Source organism: Mumia sp. Pv4-285 (genome assembly GCF_041320275.1).
In the GTDB taxonomy this organism is placed as follows: Bacteria; Actinomycetota; Actinomycetes; order Propionibacteriales; family Nocardioidaceae; genus Mumia; species Mumia qirimensis.
In genome coordinates this window covers 3,650,847-3,667,286 of record NZ_CP162023.1, presented here as the reverse complement: position 1 = coordinate 3,667,286, position 16,440 = coordinate 3,650,847, and the positions used below count along the sequence as shown (strand labels likewise).

At 70.0% G+C, this 16,440-nt stretch carries 19 protein-coding genes; 10 read left to right on the top strand and 9 right to left on the bottom strand.

Features of this window, described 5'->3' with window-relative positions:
- Window positions 1-11 precede the first annotated feature (11 nt).
- Window positions 12-470 (bottom strand): nucleoside deaminase, encoded by a 459-nt coding sequence (locus tag AB3M34_RS17755; RefSeq protein WP_370615940.1) that lies wholly within the window; start codon window positions 468-470, stop codon window positions 12-14.
- Window positions 471-592: 122 nt separating this feature from the next.
- On the opposite strand from AB3M34_RS17755, the gene AB3M34_RS17750 reads away from it, so the two are divergent.
- Together AB3M34_RS17750 and AB3M34_RS17745 are read left to right on the top strand one after the other, a co-directional pair.
- Entirely contained in the window at window positions 593-1,018 is a 426-nt protein-coding gene (locus tag AB3M34_RS17750; protein ID WP_370615938.1) for a GNAT family N-acetyltransferase, read from the top strand.
- A 34-nt stretch (window positions 1,019-1,052) separates the two neighbouring features.
- A complete protein-coding gene (locus AB3M34_RS17745; RefSeq protein ID WP_370615937.1) occupies window positions 1,053-2,540 on the top strand; it encodes an HNH endonuclease signature motif containing protein in 1,488 nt (495 codons plus the stop codon).
- Window positions 2,541-2,608: 68 nt separating this feature from the next.
- On the opposite strand, the gene AB3M34_RS17740 is transcribed toward AB3M34_RS17745, so the two are convergent.
- From AB3M34_RS17740 to AB3M34_RS17715, 6 genes are all read right to left on the bottom strand, one after another.
- Window positions 2,609-3,214 (bottom strand): Maf family protein, encoded by a 606-nt coding sequence (locus AB3M34_RS17740; protein ID WP_370615935.1) that lies wholly within the window; start codon window positions 3,212-3,214, stop codon window positions 2,609-2,611.
- Between the two features lie 21 nt (window positions 3,215-3,235).
- A complete protein-coding gene (locus AB3M34_RS17735) occupies window positions 3,236-3,865 on the bottom strand; it encodes a hypothetical protein (protein WP_370615933.1) in 630 nt (209 codons plus the stop codon).
- Window positions 3,866-3,938: 73 nt separating this feature from the next.
- On the bottom strand, window positions 3,939-4,091 hold the full coding sequence (locus tag AB3M34_RS17730) for a hypothetical protein (RefSeq protein ID WP_370615931.1): 153 nt from the start codon (window positions 4,089-4,091) through the stop codon (window positions 3,939-3,941).
- A 49-nt stretch (window positions 4,092-4,140) separates the two neighbouring features.
- Window positions 4,141-4,314 (bottom strand): hypothetical protein, encoded by a 174-nt coding sequence (locus AB3M34_RS17725; protein ID WP_370615929.1) that lies wholly within the window; start codon window positions 4,312-4,314, stop codon window positions 4,141-4,143.
- Window positions 4,315-4,359: 45 nt separating this feature from the next.
- On the bottom strand, window positions 4,360-4,617 hold the full coding sequence (locus AB3M34_RS17720; protein ID WP_370615928.1) for an acyl-CoA carboxylase epsilon subunit: 258 nt from the start codon (window positions 4,615-4,617) through the stop codon (window positions 4,360-4,362).
- A complete protein-coding gene (locus AB3M34_RS17715; RefSeq protein ID WP_370615926.1) occupies window positions 4,614-6,212 on the bottom strand; it encodes an acyl-CoA carboxylase subunit beta in 1,599 nt (532 codons plus the stop codon). The genes AB3M34_RS17720 and AB3M34_RS17715 overlap by 4 nt, the downstream gene beginning before the upstream one ends.
- 66 nt (window positions 6,213-6,278) lie before the next feature.
- Between AB3M34_RS17715 and AB3M34_RS17710 the strand changes: the two genes are divergently transcribed.
- From AB3M34_RS17710 to AB3M34_RS17685, 6 genes are all read left to right on the top strand, one after another.
- Window positions 6,279-7,106: a biotin--[acetyl-CoA-carboxylase] ligase gene (locus tag AB3M34_RS17710; protein ID WP_370615925.1), complete on the top strand. Its 828-nt coding sequence runs from the start codon at window positions 6,279-6,281 to the stop codon at window positions 7,104-7,106.
- 12 nt (window positions 7,107-7,118) lie between these two features.
- Window positions 7,119-7,619, top strand: a complete 501-nt coding sequence (locus AB3M34_RS17705) for a PH domain-containing protein (RefSeq protein WP_370615923.1) — start codon at window positions 7,119-7,121, stop codon at window positions 7,617-7,619.
- A 1-nt stretch (window position 7,620) separates the two neighbouring features.
- Entirely contained in the window at window positions 7,621-8,595 is a 975-nt protein-coding gene (locus AB3M34_RS17700) for an adenylate/guanylate cyclase domain-containing protein (protein WP_370615921.1), read from the top strand.
- Between the two features lie 67 nt (window positions 8,596-8,662).
- Window positions 8,663-9,841: a 5-(carboxyamino)imidazole ribonucleotide synthase gene (locus tag AB3M34_RS17695; RefSeq protein WP_370615919.1), complete on the top strand. Its 1,179-nt coding sequence runs from the start codon at window positions 8,663-8,665 to the stop codon at window positions 9,839-9,841.
- The gene (gene purE / locus AB3M34_RS17690) at window positions 9,834-10,343 is read left to right on the top strand and encodes a 5-(carboxyamino)imidazole ribonucleotide mutase (RefSeq protein ID WP_370615917.1); all 510 of its coding nucleotides are present in this window, start codon (window positions 9,834-9,836) and stop codon (window positions 10,341-10,343) included. The genes AB3M34_RS17695 and purE overlap by 8 nt, the downstream gene beginning before the upstream one ends.
- A gap of 129 nt (window positions 10,344-10,472) precedes the next feature.
- The gene (locus AB3M34_RS17685) at window positions 10,473-11,495 is read left to right on the top strand and encodes an esterase/lipase family protein (RefSeq protein ID WP_370615916.1); all 1,023 of its coding nucleotides are present in this window, start codon (window positions 10,473-10,475) and stop codon (window positions 11,493-11,495) included.
- On the opposite strand, the gene AB3M34_RS17680 is transcribed toward AB3M34_RS17685, so the two are convergent.
- Window positions 11,496-12,137: a pyridoxamine 5'-phosphate oxidase family protein gene (locus AB3M34_RS17680; protein WP_370615914.1), complete on the bottom strand. Its 642-nt coding sequence runs from the start codon at window positions 12,135-12,137 to the stop codon at window positions 11,496-11,498. It abuts the gene before it with no gap.
- Between the two features lie 72 nt (window positions 12,138-12,209).
- Here AB3M34_RS17680 and AB3M34_RS17675 point away from each other — a divergent pair, with 72 nt between their 5' ends.
- The gene (locus AB3M34_RS17675; protein WP_370620044.1) at window positions 12,210-13,364 is read left to right on the top strand and encodes an acyl-CoA dehydrogenase family protein; all 1,155 of its coding nucleotides are present in this window, start codon (window positions 12,210-12,212) and stop codon (window positions 13,362-13,364) included.
- Between the two features lie 268 nt (window positions 13,365-13,632).
- Here the strand turns inward: AB3M34_RS17675 and AB3M34_RS17670 are convergent, their stop codons facing one another.
- On the bottom strand, window positions 13,633-14,853 hold the full coding sequence (locus AB3M34_RS17670) for an LCP family protein (protein ID WP_370615912.1): 1,221 nt from the start codon (window positions 14,851-14,853) through the stop codon (window positions 13,633-13,635).
- Between the two features lie 141 nt (window positions 14,854-14,994).
- On the opposite strand from AB3M34_RS17670, the gene AB3M34_RS17665 reads away from it, so the two are divergent.
- Window positions 14,995-16,437, top strand: coding sequence for an LCP family protein (locus tag AB3M34_RS17665; RefSeq protein WP_370615911.1), 1,443 nt, complete (start codon window positions 14,995-14,997; stop codon window positions 16,435-16,437).
- The last annotated feature ends 3 nt before the right edge of the window (window positions 16,438-16,440 follow it).

Sequence of the window (16,440 nt, the reverse complement as noted above, 5' to 3'; positions counted from 1 at the left end):
ACGGCTGGCGGTCAGGGCATTTCGCCGATGTCCTCGGCCCACAGGCTCGGTCGCTCGCGAAGCATGCGTTCCATCAGGGCGACGCACCGCTGGTCGTCCACGACGTCGACGACGGTCCCGTGCGACCGCAGCCAGTCCTCCGAGGCCTCGAACGTACGGTTCTCGCCGACGACGATCCGGGGGATCTCGTACAGGAGCGCCGTGCCCGCGCACATGAAGCAGGGCGACAGCGTCGTGTAGAGGACGCTGCGGCGGTAGACCGCGGCGGGAAGCCGTCCGGCGTTCTCGATGCAGTCGGTCTCGCCGTGCCGGATGGCGCTGTTCAGCTGGACGCGTCGGTTGCGGCCGACGGCGAGGACCGTGCCGTCGTGAACGAGGGCCGCCCCGATCGGGACGCCGCCCTCGGCCCATCCGATCCGTGCCTGCTCGATCGCGAGGTCGAGGAACCCCGCGTCGTCCGCCCTCGTCACTGTGGTCTCCTCGCCGCGCGGTGTCGCCTCGGTGGTAGAAACGCCACTGTGGCATCGTCGCGCTCCAGTCTGCACCGGCCCACTCGAGTCCGAGGACGGCGCAAGGTGATTTTGTGGCGCGCATGACGATCAGGCCGGCTCGAGCCGACGAGGCGGCGGCGCTGGTCGACTTCTGGGGCCGGGCCGGCGAGAACGAGGCGCGGCCGGCCGACACCGAGGATGCGGTTCGCCGGTTGGTCGCGCGAGATCCGGAGTCGCTGGTGGTCGCCGAGCGGGACGGGCGGATCGTGGGTTCGCTGATCGTCGGTTGGGACGGATGGCGGTTCCACCTCTACCGGCTCGCCGTTGATCCCGGTGCGCGGCGCAGCGGCGTGGCACGTGCGCTGATCGCCCATGCCGAGGAGCGAGCGAGGGACGTGGGTGCGGGACGGATCGACGCGATGGTGCTCGAGGCCAACGGGCAGGGTGCATCGTTCTGGGAGGCGTCTGGCTTCCGTCCCCAGGACGAGTGGAGGCGCTGGGTGCGCACAGGTCCGTACGAGTCGTAGTCGGCTGTCATTGGCCCCGAGTAGGATCGAATACATGTTCGATATCGATGCGGCGGGCGCGCTCGAGGCCGCGCTGGACGCACTTGCCGACCAGCCGGTGGCCTTGGCGACCGACGAGCAGACGTGCGAGGTGCTGCGGCGCCTCGGGCGCGCTGCCGATCGCCTCGACGGACTCCAAGCCACGTGGTTCGACCAGATGCAGGAGCAGGCTGCTCACGACGCCGAGGGTGCGGCGACCGCGGCCGCGTGGGCACGGCGCGAGATGCGGTGGGACGCCGGGCAGACGCGCAGGGCGACGGCAGCCGGCCGGACGATGCGGGTCCTGCCTGCGGTGGGGTCGGCGCACCGTGCCGGCGAGATCCGGCGCGCGCACGTCGATGCGTTCACAGTCGCCCTGAAGAAGGCCGACCGCGAGGTCGTCGAGGCCGCGGAGGACGTCATGCTCGACGTCGCGCGGATGTGTGAGCCCGACGAGCTGTCCCAGCAGCTCACGATGCTGGTCGAGGTCGCGCACCCCGAGGAGCTCGACCGTGCCTACGCCGCCGGCATGGACAAGCACGACCTGACCGTCGCGCGATGCGGAGAGGGCTTCCACGTCAACGGCTTCCTCGACGCCGTCTCCGGCACGCGCTTCAAGACGTGGCTGACGGCGGCGTCGGCGCCTCGAGGTTCTGACGACGCGCGCACTCCGGCGCAGCGCCGCGTCGATGCGGTCGGCGACCTCGCTGCCGCGGCCCTCGAGCACGGGCTGCCTACCGACCGGGGAGTGCGTCCGCAGGTCGGCGTCATGGTGGACGCGGAGTGGCTGGCCGGACAGCCGGGCGCCGCACCGCCGGTCCTGGCCGGGTGGGGCCCGGTCGGCCCGAAGCTCTTCGAGTACCTGAGCTGCGGTGCCGACCGGACCGACTTCCTGGTCGACGGCGCGACGGGTGGTGCGACTCCGCAGGCCGACATCCTCAACGTCGGACGCACGCACCGGTTGGCGACCTACAAACAGCGGCAGGTCGTTCTCGCGCGGCAAGGCTGGATCTGCGCCAGCCCCGGTTGCCGCGGGACGCATCTCGAGCTGCACCACGTGGCGTGGTGGGACCGCGACGGTGGCCGGACCGATCTCGACAATCTCGTCGGTCTGTGCCCGCGATGCCATCAGCTGATCCATATCGGCAAGCTCTGGGTCGAGTCCGACGGTGCGCGAGGGTTCGTCTTCCGTCGGCGCAAGGGTGCGAGGATCCAGGAGATCGAGGACCACCATCGCGTGCAGCGCCGACGGTTGAGCGACCGCCTTCGTGAGCTCCGCGCACTGCGGTGTGCCCCGGACGCCGTGCCTGCGCAGCCGCGAGCAGCGGTCGCCGGTGCGGGTACCCCGGAGCGTGTGGCGGCTTCGGAGCGTGCGGGCCCTCCGGAGCGTGTGCGGCCTTTCGATCATGAGCGTGCGCGGCGGCCGGCGCTGCACCGGCCCCGTCCTGATCGCCACTCGCCTCTCGAGGCGCATCTCGATCGGCTCCTCCGCCTGCGCGTGTGAAGTGTGGCGCCAAGCGAGAGTCATGACGGCGCGCCGTCAGGTGAAGGTGCTGTCAGGTGAAGGTGCAGTCAGCTTCGCGACGTCTGCCAGAGGTCGGTCCACCGGACACCCAGTCCGGCCAGCATGCTGCGCACGAGCGGGAGCGAGAGGCCGACCACGTTGTGGTGGTCGCCCTCGATCCGCTCGACGAACGCGCCTCCGAGCCCGTCGACCGTGAACGCGCCAGCCACCTGGAGCGGTTCGCCGGTGGCGACGTACGCCTCGATCTCGGCATCGCTCACATCGGCGAAGTGGACGGTCGTCGCTGCGTCGTCGCTGATCTCACGTTCACCGAGTCTTACGGAATGGCCGGTGTGGAGCACCCCGGAACGGCCCCGCATGCGCTGCCAGCGTTCGACCGCGGTGGCCGCGTCGCCTGGCTTGCCGAGGACCTCGCCCTCGAAGGCCAGCACCGAGTCGCATCCCAGGACCAGCGCTCCGTCGTCCTTGATCCGGTGTGCGACCGCCCGCGCCTTCAACCGAGCAAGCTCCGTCGCCACGACCACCGGGTCGTCCGACACGATCACCGACTCGTCGACCCCGGAGACGATCACCTCCGGCTCGATCCCCGCGGCGCGCAGCGTGGCGAGGCGGGCAGGGGACTGTGAGGCGAGGACGACGCGAGAAGGCAGCACGCGGTCAGCGTAGGCGAGGCGTCACCGGTACGGCTGGGTCCCGTACGGGTCGGCATGCACGACGTCGAACCGGTCGTCGCTGTGCAGCTCGTCGATCAGCGACTGAGGACCACCGATCCCGGTCCACGGGTAGTCGATCTCCGTCGCCACGCACCAGGCGCGATCAGCCGGCCAGAGAAGGTTCGGGCTGTTGATCCAGCCGTGGACCGAGTTACCTCCCCAATGGCCGGCGTCGGCGAGCGGGCCACGGAAGAGCAGGTACGACCGGCCCTTGCGCAGCGCGACGCGTGGATACGCCATGACCTCGGCAGGGAAGGCCTGCGGCAGTTGGCCACTCTCGCCGGTGGTCAGGCTGACGAAGACCCCGCCACGTAGCTGCCCGAATCCGTCCCACAGGCCGTGGTAGGCGTCGTCCGGTGTGGACGTGTGCCGTGCGAGGACCTCGCACAGTGCGACCATCTGCACCTCGTCGAGGTCGCCCTCGGCGTTCAGCGTTGCGTTCTCCCCGCTCAGGTCCTCGTCGAGCGGGTGGAGGAGCCGGACGTACGTGTCGAATCCAGGCGCGCCGAGGCAGATCACGTCGAAACCTGCGGCATCGGCCGTGATGAGCCAGTCGGCGGGCCCGAGATCGGTGAGCGGGCGAAGGGCCATACCCCAGGTCTAGCGCGAGGAAGGCGTGCGGCGCCACCGCCTTCCGCTCGTTGCGTCGCGGGTGAGCGAGCCGTCAGTCGTACGGGTAGACGGGCGTGGTGTCGAAGCGGCCATCGGCCTGGAGATCGGCGATGAGCGTACGCGTACCGCCGATACCGAGCCGCCACTCGTCGTCGGGGTCCTCGTCGACGATCGCGTGCGAGAACCGTCCGCTCTCGACGGCCACCCGGCTCAGCGACAGAAGTACGAGTCGGTGGGAGTCCCGGTGTGGCGTGCTAGTACCTCGCACGGTGCGCGGAGCAGCTCCTCGTCCTCGTCGCCCTCGGGACGACGAGGCGGAGGTATGCCTCGAAACCCGGCGGGCAGTAGTTGACGACGTCGTACCAGAACGCCTCGGCCGATGAGACCCAGCTCGCAGGGCCGAGGTCGGACAACGGACGAAGACTCATGGTCAGGTTCTAGCGCGTCCTAGCCAAGGTGGGCGGCGATCGGATCTAGCGCGGGAACGCCGACCGGCGCCACCCGTCGCGGCCGTGGCTGTGGACGGGGCGGACAGCGAGGGCAGGATCGCCCCAGGCCGAACGACGCGCCGGAGCGGCTCCCGTCGCCGCCGCCGCTGCAGCGCCGCGCGCGGCCACCACGGCGACGAGCGCCGCGAGCTCCTCTGGCGTCGGATCGCCCTTGACGACCCGCAGCAGAGGAGTGACGGGGTCTCGATCGACTTCGTCGCCTCGACCAGCGGAAGCGCTCACAGCGGGATGTTTCCGTGCTTCTTGGGCGGCAGCGTCTCGCGCTTGCTGCGCAGCAGGCGCAGGGCGCGGATGATCTCGACACGCGTCTCGTGCGGCTGGACGACCTGGTCGACGTAGCCGCGCTCCGCGGCGATGTACGGGTTGGCGAGCGTCTGCTCGTAGGCGTCGATCAGCTCGACGCGCTTGGCCTCGGGATCGTCGGCCGCAGCGAGCGTCTTGCGGTGCAGGATGTTGACCGCGCCCTGCGCGCCCATGACGGCGATCTGGGCGGTCGGCCAGGCGATGTTGAGGTCGGCGCCGAGGTGCTTGGAGCCCATGACGTCGTACGCGCCGCCGTACGCCTTGCGGGTGATGACGGTGACCAGCGGGACGGTGGCCTCGGCGTAGGCGTAGATCAGCTTCGCGCCGCGGCGGATGATGCCGTTCCACTCCTGATCGGTGCCGGGGAGGAAGCCCGGCACGTCGACGAAGGTCAGGACCGGGACGTTGAACGCGTCGCAGGTACGGACGAAGCGGGCGGCCTTCTCGGAGGCGTCGATGTCGAGGGTGCCGGCGAACTGCATCGGCTGGTTCGCGACCACACCGACCGACCGGCCCTCGACCCGTCCGAAGCCGATCAGGATGTTCGGCGCGAACAGCGGCTGGACCTCGAGGAACTCGCCGTCGTCGACGATCGACTCGATCACCGTGTGCATGTCGTACGGCTGGTTCGGCGAGTCCGGGATCAGCGTGTCGAGCGCGAGGTCGACGTCGGAGAACTCGACGTCAGCCACCTCGTCGTACGCCGGCGCGTCTTCCATGTTGTTCTGGGGGAGATACGAGAGCAGTGCCTTGACGTACTCGATCGCATCTTCCTCGTCGGCACCCATGTAGTGGGCGTTGCCCGACTTGGTGTTGTGCGTCCGGGCGCCGCCGAGCTCCTCCATCGACACGTCCTCGCCGGTGACGGTCTTGATGACGTCGGGCCCGGTGATGAACATGTTGGAGGTGCCGTCGACCATCACGGTGAAGTCGGTGACCGCAGGGGAGTAGACGTGGCCGCCCGCGCACGAGCCCATGATGAGGCTGATCTGCGGGATGACACCCGAGGCGTGGACGTTGCGGCGGAAGATCTCGCCGTACAGGCCGAGCGAGACGACGCCCTCCTGGATGCGTGCGCCTGCACCCTCGTTGATGCCGACGATCGGGGAGCCGGTCTTGATCGCCAGATCCATGATCTTGGTGATCTTCTCGCCGTACACCTCGCCGAGCGACCCGCCGAAGACCGTGAAGTCCTGCGAGAACACGCAGACCTGGCGGCCGTCGACCGTGCCGTAGCCGGTGATCACACCGTCGCCGTACGGGCGGTTCTTCTCGAGCCCGAACGCGGTCGACCGGTGCCGGGCGAGCTCGTCGATCTCGACGAACGAGCCCTCGTCGAACAGCATCTCGATCCGCTCGCGTGCGGTCTGGCGGCCCTTGGCGTGCTGCTTCTCGACCGCCTTCGCCGACCCCGCGTGGACGGCCTCGTCGAGACGACGATCGAGGTCGGCAAGCTTGCCGGCCGTCGTGTGCGTGTCGATCTGACCCTGTTCGGGTGCCACTGCTTCACTCACGCGCTCAGGGTAACCGCACGGTCGCACAGGCCCGACCGGGGCCGCAGATCGTGGGACAGTGGCCCTATGAGCGACCAGCCTGACTCACCACTTGTCCGACGCCCGCTCGATGCCGCTGGCCTGGAGCAGGCTCTCATCCGACCTACCTCCTGGTGGCAGGACGTCCGCGTGACGCCCGAGACGGCGAGCACCAACGCCGACCTCGCCGCACTCGCCCGCGCGGGTGCCCCCGAGGGCACCCTGCTCACCACTGACCACCAGACCGCCGGGCGCGGCCGGCTCGACCGTACGTGGGAGATGCCCCGCTACTCCGCGGTGGCGGTCTCGATCCTCGTACGACCGCGGGTCGACGCGCAGCGGTGGACGTGGCTCCCGCTGCTGACCGGTACGGCGGTGATCGCCGCCGTACGCCAGGCCGGCGTCGAAGCCCGGCTCAAGTGGCCCAACGACGTCGTCGTGGACGACCGGAAGCTCGCGGGCATCCTCGTCGAGCGGGTCGACACGCCGACCGGCCCGGCCGCGGTCGTGGGCTGCGGCATCAACGTGTCGGTGACCCCGGAGGAGATCGACGTCCCGAACGCCACCTCGCTGACGCACGAGGGCTCGCCGACGGCGGAGCGCACCGGGCTGGTGAGCGAGTACGCCCGTGCCTTCGAGGCCGTCTACTCCGCCTGGGTCAAGGCCGACGGTGACGCCGACCGCGGGCTGCGTCCCGCGTACGAGCGCGTCTGCTCCACCGTGGGACGCGAGGTGTCGGTGGAGTTCCCGGACGGGACCCACCTGGAGGGGACCGCCGTCGGCATCGACGCGAGCGGCCGCCTCGAGGTCTCGTCGGACGGCAAGGTCTCCGTCGTCTCTGCCGGTGACATCACCCATCTGCGCCCGCGGTCGTGACACCATGACCCCGTGACAGTCTCCAAGAAGCTGCTGATCGAGGGCGAGCGCGAGATCCTGACGGTGCGGACGCACGTGAAGGCGCTGTTCGGCGCCGTGCTCGTCCTGGTCCTCGCGGCAGGCGCCGGTGGGTACGCCGCCGCCGTGACGGACGGCCTCGTACGCACCGTCGTGATCGTGGTGGCGCTCGTCGTGATCGTGTGGTGGGCGGTGCTGCCGTTCCTGCGTTGGTTCACCTGGACGTACACCGTCACGAACCGCCGCCTCGTCGAGCAGAAGGGCCTCCTGACGCGGACCGGCCGCATCATCCCGTTGACCCGCATCAACGACGTGTCGTACGAGAAGCACCTGCTGGACCGGGTCCTCGGCTGCGGGACGCTGATCGTGCACGACGCCAGCGAGCAGGCGGGCCTCCAGATCCGCGACGTCCCCCACGTCGAGGACGTCCACCGCCAGCTGACCTCGCTCGTGCTCGAGGCGCACCAACCGACGGCGACCGACGAGCAGATCTGACGTGTCCGACGAGCTCTCCCGCGCCATCCTCGGTGCGGATCCCACCTTCACCAGCGACGAGGTCGCAGCCGCCGCCGGCGTCACGTACGAGGAGGCGCGCCGTCTCTGGCGAGCGCTCGGTTTCCCGGACGCCCTCGACGCCAAGGCGTTCGTCCCTGCCGACGTCGACGCGTTGAAGATGGTGCAGGCAGTCCTCGGCTCCGGCGCCATCGACGACGACACCGTCGTCCGGCTCACCCGGGCGCTGGGCACGACCATGTCGCGTCTGGCCGACTGGCAGGTCTCCACGCTCGCCGAGGCGTTGGAGGACCGCACCGCCGAGCCCGCCGACCGCGTCCCGTGGTCCACCGGAGCCGGTGCCGTCGCTCAGACGATGGGCCCCGTGTTCGAGCGGCTCCTGGTCTATGCCTGGCGGCGCCATCTCGCGGCCTCCGCCGGTCGCGCCCAGGCTCTCGCCGCCGACGAGGAGGACGTCCTGCGGATGGTCGTCACGGTCGGGTTCGCTGACCTGGTCGCGTTCACGAAGCTGTCCAACGGCCTCGACGACGACGGGCTCGCGGACCTGGTCGAGGAGTTCGAGACGCGGTGCATCGACCTCGTCACCGAGGGCGGCGGGCGTCCGATCAAGACGCTCGGTGACTCCGTCCTGTACGTCGCGGAGTCGCCCGAGGTCGCCACCGACATCGCGTTCGCGATCGTGGCGGAGATCGGCGGAGACCGGAGCCTGCCCGACGTCCGCGTCGGCCTCGGCACCGGGCCGGTCATCTCGCGGCTCGGTGACGTGTACGGCCCGCCGGTGAACCTCGCGGCACGCCTGACCGCCGTGGCCCGGCGCAACCGGGTGATCATCGACGACACCACCGCCGCAGGGTTGAGCGACCGCTTCGAGACCCGGGCGATGGCGCAGCGCAACCTGCGCGGCTTCGGCAACGTGGCGCCGCTGACCGTCCGCCACCGCTGGTCCTACAACGGCTGACGCCCGTCGACCCGGCCGGCCCGACCGTCGGAGCCTCCGCGCCGTGTCCGCCCCGTACGATGTGTCCGTGCAGAGCCCCATCGACAGCCCTGTCCTCGCGATCATCGGTGGCGGCCAGCTCGCCCGGATGATGGAGCAGTCCGCGGTCTCCCTGGCGGTGCCGGTGCGCCTCCTGGCCGAGGGGCCCGAGGTGAGCGCGGCCCAGGTCAACCCGGCCACCACGGTGGGCGACTACCGCGACCTCGCGACCCTGCGTGAGGTGGCGGCCGACTGCGCCGTCGTCACCTTCGACCACGAGCACGTCCCGCCGGAGCACCTTCGTACGCTCGACGCGGAGGGCCACGCCTGCCGTCCGGGCCCGCACGCGCTGCTGTTCGCGCAGGACAAGCTGGAGATGAGGCAGGTCCTCACCGGGCTGGGCATCGCGTGCCCGCGCTGGGCGCCGGTCTCGACCCCGGCCGACCTCGACGCGTTCGCCGCCGACGGCGAGGGATATCCCCTGGTCGTGAAGACGACCCGCGGCGGCTACGACGGCAAGGGCGTGTGGGTGGTCAGGTCCGCCGAGGAGGCCCACGAAGCCTTCGCCGCCGGAGTCGCGCTGATCGCCGAGGAGCTCGTGGCGTTCCGTCGCGAGCTCTCCGCGCTGGTCGCCCGCTCCGCATCGGGGCAGGTTGCGGCGTACCCGGTGGTCGAGTCCCGCCAGGAGAACGGGATCTGCCGCGAGGTGATCGCCCCTGCGCCGGATCTCGCCCCCGAGCTGGCGGCCGAGGCCGAGATGCTGGCGATGAAGGTCGCGGGGGAGCTCGACGTGGTCGGGATCCTCGCCGTCGAGCTGTTCGAGACCGCCGACGGGCGCGTCCTCGTCAACGAGCTCGCGATGCGCCCGCACAACACCGGCCACTGGACCATGGACGGCGCACGCACGAGCCAGTTCGAGAACCACCTGCGTGCCGTGCTCGATCTCCCGCTCGGGTCGCCACAGGCCCGTGCGCCGTACACGGTGATGGTCAACATCCTCGGTGGTGAGGTCGGCCGCCTGTACGACGCGTACCCGCACGTGATGGCGCGCGACCCCGGACTCAAGGTCCACCTGTACGGGAAGTCGGTGAAGCCGGGCCGCAAGGTGGGGCACGTGAACGTCTACGGCGACGACCTCGACGACCTGCTCGAGCGGGCACGCCACGCCGCAGCCTGGTTCGAGGGCCGGTTGGACGACGAGATCGACGAAGGAGCGACGCATGAGTGAGTCACCGCAGGTCGGCATCGTGATGGGCTCGGACTCCGACTGGCCCACGATGAAGGCCGCCGCCGAGGCGCTCGAGGAGTTCGGCGTCCCGTACGAGGCCGACGTCGTCTCCGCCCACCGGATGCCGGACGAGATGATCGCGTACGGCCGGGAGGCTCACGGCCGTGGGCTCCGGGTGATCGTCGCCGGTGCCGGGGGAGCGGCACACCTCCCCGGCATGCTCGCGGCAGTGACGCCGCTGCCGGTGATCGGGGTCCCGGTCGCGCTGAAATATCTCGACGGGATGGACTCGCTGCTGTCGATCGTGCAGATGCCGGCCGGGGTTCCGGTGGCGACGGTGGCGGTCGGCAACGCCCGCAACGCCGGGCTCCTGGCGGTGCGCATCCTCGCGGCGTCCGATCCCAGGCTCGCCGAGGCGATGGTGGCGTTCCAGGAACGCCTGGCCGACGCGGCACGCGCCAAGGGCGCGGTCGTCAGGGGTGAAGCGACTCGCCAACCTTGATGTAACGGCCTGTGACAGCGGACTTTACAGCGTGATCGGCGTCACAGTACAGTCCTGACGACGCCTCTCCCTCGGTGTTCGCCGACCGGTCGGACGCCGGCGTCACCCGCCGACCCGAGGTGACGTTCCGTGAAAGCTCCTGCCCTTGCCAACTCGCGATTCCCCCGTCTGCTCGCTGCGTTCGCCGCGCTGCTGCTCGCCTTCGTCACCGTTCCCGCGCCTGCCGAGGCGGCCTGGGTCAATCCGCTGCCACGCCCGATGCGGTTCGCTCCGTTGGGGGAGGACTCATCCTTCCCGGCCGCCTTCGGCAAGACGCTGATCGCGCCGAACCTCAACCCGATCGGCGCCAACGACTGGTCGTGCCGGCCGAGCAGCCGGCACCCGAACCCGGTCGTGCTCGTCCACGGCACCTGGGAGAACGCGTACAACAACTGGAACGGGCTCTCGCCGGTGCTGAAGCACCAGGGCTACTGCGTGTACGCCCTCAACTACGGCAACTCGACGGGCATCCCGTTCCTCAACGGCACGGGCGACATGATCGAGAGCGCGCACCAGCTCGCTCCGTTCGTCGACCGGGTCCTCGCCTCCTCCGGTGCGGAGAAGGTCGACCTCGTCGGCCACTCGCAGGGCGGCGCGACCGCACGCTTCTACGCCAACAAGATCGGGGGTGCCGCCAAGGTCGACCAGGTCATCGGGATCGCGCCGTCGAACCACCCGACGACGCTGTCCGGCATCACCGAGCTCGGCAAGACGCTGCGCCTCTTCGGCCTTGCGATGGATCTGCTCGAGCTGGTCAACATGCCCGCGGCCCAGCAGCAGGCGGACAAGAGCCCTGCGCCGCAGTCACCGTTCTACCAGCAGCTCAACGACGCCGGCGAGACCGTGCCGGGGATCGACTACACCGTGATCGCGACGCAGTACGACGAGGTGGTCACCCCGTGGCGCCAGGCGTACATCGTCGGTGGCGGGTCGGCGGTCGACAACATCCACCTCCAGGACGTCTGCGGGATCGACCTGTCCGAGCACCTATCGATCACGTACTCCAAGAACGTCGCGCAGATCGTCATGAACAAGCTGGAGCCCGCGAGGCAGCACCGTGTCTGGTGCTACCCGCAGGCGCCGATCACGGGCAACATGCAGCTGATCGGCTGATCAGTAGAGGTTCTTCGAGTACGCCTCGCCGTAGTACGCCTCCAGTGCCTCGAGCGACTCCTCACGTCGCTCGAGGCGCTTGGCGATCTGCGCGCGGGTCGCCAGCACCTCGGGGTGCCAGCTTTCCTGCTTCCAGAGCTGTGAGCGCAGGAACGCCTTCGCGCAGTGGAAGAACACCTCCTCGATCGCGACCTCCAGCGCCAGGATCGGACGGTGCCCCTTGACGACGAGGTCGTCGAAGTACGGGGCGTCCGACACGATGCGGGCGCGCCCGTTGATCCGTAGCGTGTCGCCGCGGCCGGGCACGACGAAGAGCAGGCCGGCGTGCGGGTTCTCGAGGACGTTGAGGAACCCGTCGACCCGCTTGTTGCCCGGGCGTTCGGGGATCGCGACCGTGGTGCGGTCGACGACGTAGCCGATCCCGCCGGGATCACCCTTCGGCGAGACATCGACGCGACCGGTCGCGTCGGAGGTCGCCACGAGGCAGAACGGCGACGCGCCCAGCCAGTCGACGTGGTCGTCCTCCAGCTCGGCGCGCACCTTGTCGATCACCGGCTGGAGCGGATGCCCGACGACGGCGCGGAGCTGCTCGGCGGACGTGATCTCGGTGGTGGAGGCGGGCGGAGGGACGGTCGCTGTCATGGCCCCAGCCTAGGGCCCTGCCGGTGGCCGGTTAACACTCATTAGCATGGGGGCGTGACCAACGACCAGCCCATGTACGCCTTGTCCGAAGAGCACCAGGCCATCCGCGAAGCCGTCCGTGCGGTCTGCGACGCCAAGGTCGCCCCGTTCGCCGCCGCCGTCGACGAGGAGGCGCGCTTCCCGCAGGAGGCGTACGACGTGCTGGTCGCGTCCGACTTCCATGCACCGCACGTCGCCGAGCAGTACGGCGGCGCCGGCGCTGACGCGTTGGCGACGGTGCTGGTGATCGAAGAGGTCTCGCGCGCCTGCGTCTCGTCCTCGTTGATCCCCGCGGTCAACAAGCTGGGCAGCCTGCCGGTCATCCTCGCGGGCAGCGAGGAGCTCAAGCAGAAGTACCTCACGCCGCTCGCAGCCGGCACGTCGATGTTCTCGTACGCGCTCTCCGAGCCCGATGCCGGCAGCGATGCGGCCGGCATGAAGACGCGCGCGGTCCGCGACGGCGACTCCTGGGTGCTCAATGGCGTCAAGCGCTGGATCACCAACGCGGGCGAGTCCGACTTCTACACCGTGATGGCGGTGAGCGACCCCGAGAAGCGGTCGAAGGGCATCAGCGCGTTCGTCGTCGAGAAGAGCGACGAGGGCGTGTCGTTCGGGGCGCCCGAGAAGAAGCTCGGCATCAAGGGCTCGCCGACCCGCGAGGTCTACCTCGACAACGTCCGGATCCCGGCGGACCGCATGATCGGCGCCGAGGGCACCGGATTCGCGACCGCGATGCGGACCCTCGACCACACCCGAGTCACGATCGCCGCCCAGGCGGTCGGCGTCGCCCAGGGTGCGCTCGACTACGCGATCGGCTACGTCAAGGAGCGTCAGCAGTTCGGCAAGGCGGTCGCCGAGTTCCAGGGTCTCCAGTTCATGCTGGCCGACATGGGCATGAAGGTCGAGGCGGCCCGCCAGATCACGTACGCCGCGGCCGGGCGCAGCGAGCGTGGCGACAAGGACCTGACGTTCTTCGGCGCGGCCGCCAAGGCTTTCGCGTCGGACACGGCGATGCAGGTGACGACCGACGCGGTGCAGCTGCTGGGCGGCTACGGCTTCACCCGCGACTACCCGGTCGAGCGCATGATGCGCGACGCGAAGATCACCCAGATCTACGAGGGCACGAACCAGGTCCAGCGGATCGTCATGGCCCGCCAGCTCCTGGCCGGGATCCAGTCCGAGCTCTGAGGTCACCCCGTACGGCGGTAGCCCACGGTCAGAATCCGACCGTGGACTACCGCCGTCCTCGTTCGCGTGAACACCTGTGGACGCCGTCTCGTCCGTCGCGCAAGATCCTCGCTGCGCGCCGGCCGCGACCCGCCGGAGGTGGATCGATTCGGTGCTGCACGACATCGACACAGGCGCACCGGGACGTCGATCTCGCCCAGTCGTCGTCGAGCTGGACGGCCTGCTCTTCCGGCGGGGGCCGACCGCGATCCGCCTCCCCGGCGTCACGTCAGTGCTGGAGCCCGTCCTTGGTGCAGACCGCCTTGGTGATCTTGTCGGTCTCGTCGGCCTTGATGTAGCCGAAAAGCTCCAACGCACGCTTCTTGTCCCACCGCACCGACGCGTCGGCGATCGGGACCGTGCAGTTGAGGCCGGAGCCGCCCATCGCGCCGGACAGGTTCCAGGCGAACCGCCCGAGCGAGAGGGGGCCGACATTGTCGCCGATGCGCAAGGAGCCGGTCGCGGAGCTCACGACGCCGGCGTAGCGGAACGGGTTGAGGAACGTCGACGGCGTCTTCACCTCGCCCGCGATCGCGCCGAGCACCTCGCGCTGGGACTGGACGCGCTGCAGGTCCTGCGACGCGTAGGTGTGGCGAGAGCGTGCATATCCGAGGGCCGTCGCCCCGTCGACCTCCTGGCAGCCCTTCTTGATGTTCAGGCCGGCGTCCTTGTCCTTGATCCGCTGCTTGGGGCAGATCTCGACGCCGCCGACGGCGTCGACCATGTTGACGAAGCCGCCGAAGCCGATCTCGACGTAGTCGTCGATCCGGACGCCGGTGGACTGCTCCAGCGTCTCGACGAGCAGCTTCGGTCCGCCATAGGCGTACGCGGCGTTGATCTTCGTCCGCCCATACCCCGGGATCGGCACGATCGAGTCGCGCGGGATCGACACAAGGGTCGTCGGACCGCTGCCGACGTGCATGAGCATGATCGTGTCGGTACGGCGGCCCTCGGCGTCGCCGGTCCGCAGCTCCTTGCGCTGTGCGGCGGTCAGACCCTCGCGGCTGTCCGAGCCGACCAGGAGGTAGGTCGTGCCGCCCTGCTCGGCAGGGCGTTCGCCGTCGGGCGTCGCGTCGACCTTCTCGATCTTGCCCCACGCCCAGATCGGGACGGCGATCAGGAACACCAGCCACGCTCCGAGGAGCAGCGGGATGAGCCGGCGAGGACGCAGCCAGCGTCGCCACCACCCGCCGCCGCCACCCGAACGGCCCGACCGCGAGCCACCCGCGGGCGGTCGCTGGTCGGGGAACTGCATCGGCGGCAGGTTCGACGGCTGCTGCTGGGGGGCCGGGCCGGTCTGCTGCGGGCCAGGGCCACCGTACGGAGCAGCTCCGTAGGGTCCGGTCGGCTGCGACGACGGGGGTCGCACAACCTTGGTGGCGTCGTCGTCAGGGCCGTACAGCCACTGGTAGTCGCCACCGTCGCCGCGGCGCGGATCGGGATCGGGCATGCGTTCGAAGGTACCGGACGCCCGTTCTCGGCCCGCGGAGTCATCGGCGCGTCGTCGCAGCGTCGGCGGGGCCGCTGGTGATACTGACGGGGCGTCCCCGAGTCAGCGGGGCGCCGCACGACGACGACAGCACGGGGGGTCATGTCCGACCACGCAGACGGCTACGCCCGGACGCCGGCCGAGCTCGCATCGGCGCGCGTACGCTTCCGGCGCGCGTTGTCGTTGATGCTGATGACGCTCGTCGCACCCGGATCGGCACAGCTCGTCGCGGGCAACCGCCGGGTGGGCAGGATCGCCCTGCGCGTCTGGGCGGCGCTGTGGGCCGTCGTCGCGCTCGTCGTCCTTCTCGGGCTGCTCGACCGGGGCATCGTCATCTCGATCCTCACCACGCCGTGGATGCTCTGGCTGCTCCGGTTCGGCCTGATCGCGCTGGCACTGGGCTGGGTCGCGCTGTTCGCGGACGCGTGGCGCCTCGGAGCGCCGCTGCGTCTCGACCGCGGCCACCGGCTCGCGCTGAGCGGCGTGACGGGCATGCTCTGCTTCGTCACCGCGGGACTGCTCTTCGTCGCGTCGAACCTGATGGCGGTCCAGAAGGACTTCATCACCACGGTCTTCGGCAGCTCCGTCGTGCACGAGGCCGACGGCGGCCGCTACAACGTGCTGCTGCTCGGCGGCGACTCGGGCAAGGGCCGTGACGGTCTCCGCCCGGACTCGATCACCGTTGCCAGCATCGACGCCGACACCGGCGACACCGTGCTGGTCGGGCTGCCGCGCAACCTGGCCGACGTGCCGTTCCCGGAGGACTTCCCGATGCACGAGGAGTTCCCCGACGGGTTCGACTGCGAGGGCTGCTACCTGAACAGCGTCAACACGTGGGCGGACGACCACCCCGACCTGTTCGGCGGCAAGGGGCACGAGGGCGTCGCGGCGACGCAGGCCGCGGTCGAGGAGATCACCGGTCTCCCGATCAGCTACCACGTGATGATCAACATGAAGGGCTTCGCCTCGCTCGTCGACGCGGTCGGCGGCGTCAAGGTCCGGGTCCGCCAGCGGACGGCGATCGGCGGCATCGGATCACCGATCACCGGCTGGATCCCGAAGGGTCGCCAGGTGCTCGACGGCAAGGAGGCCCTCTGGTACTCCCGCAGCCGCGTGCAGAACTCCGACTACTCCCGCATGGCTCGCCAGAAGTGCGTGATGAACGCGATGCTCCAGCAGCTCGACCCCAACACCGTCCTCCTCAAGGCCACCGGCATCGCCGAGTCGAGCAAGAAGATGCTGAGCACGGACATCCCGGCAGGCGAGCTCGACACCTTCGTCGAGCTCGCGCTGAAGGCCCGCGGGGCGAAGATCTCGACGGTGTCCCTCGTACCGCCGGCCGTCGATACGGGCGACCCGAACTTCAAGAAGATCCGCGCGATGGTCGAGAAGGCGGTCGACCGCTCGGAGTCGGGCCCGACGGCGACAGCTGCGCCGTCCTCGGCCAAGGCGACCAAGGCGGGCGACCAGAAGGCCGACCCCGACCCGGACAAGCGACGGTCCGCGAAGGTGAACGACTCCGAGGACCTCGCGTCGGCCTGCTGAGCG

Bases quoted from the DNA above. Each gene is read 5' to 3' on its own strand.
- AB3M34_RS17750 (WP_370615938.1), top strand. From the start codon at position 593: ATGACGATCAGGCCGGCTCGAGCCGACGAGGCGGCGGCGCTGGTCGAC.
- AB3M34_RS17735 (WP_370615933.1), bottom strand. From the start codon at position 3,865: ATGGCCCTTCGCCCGCTCACCGATCTCGGGCCCGCCGACTGGCTCATC.
- AB3M34_RS17710 (WP_370615925.1), top strand. From the start codon at position 6,279: ATGAGCGACCAGCCTGACTCACCACTTGTCCGACGCCCGCTCGATGCC.
- purE (WP_370615917.1), top strand. From the start codon at position 9,834: ATGAGTGAGTCACCGCAGGTCGGCATCGTGATGGGCTCGGACTCCGAC.
- AB3M34_RS17745 (WP_370615937.1), top strand. From the start codon at position 1,053: ATGTTCGATATCGATGCGGCGGGCGCGCTCGAGGCCGCGCTGGACGCA.
- AB3M34_RS17665 (WP_370615911.1), top strand. From the start codon at position 14,995: ATGTCCGACCACGCAGACGGCTACGCCCGGACGCCGGCCGAGCTCGCA.
- AB3M34_RS17670 (WP_370615912.1), bottom strand. From the start codon at position 14,853: ATGCCCGATCCCGATCCGCGCCGCGGCGACGGTGGCGACTACCAGTGG.
- AB3M34_RS17725 (WP_370615929.1), bottom strand. From the start codon at position 4,314: ATGAGTCTTCGTCCGTTGTCCGACCTCGGCCCTGCGAGCTGGGTCTCA.
- AB3M34_RS17675 (WP_370620044.1), top strand. From the start codon at position 12,210: ATGTACGCCTTGTCCGAAGAGCACCAGGCCATCCGCGAAGCCGTCCGT.
- AB3M34_RS17680 (WP_370615914.1), bottom strand. From the start codon at position 12,137: ATGACAGCGACCGTCCCTCCGCCCGCCTCCACCACCGAGATCACGTCC.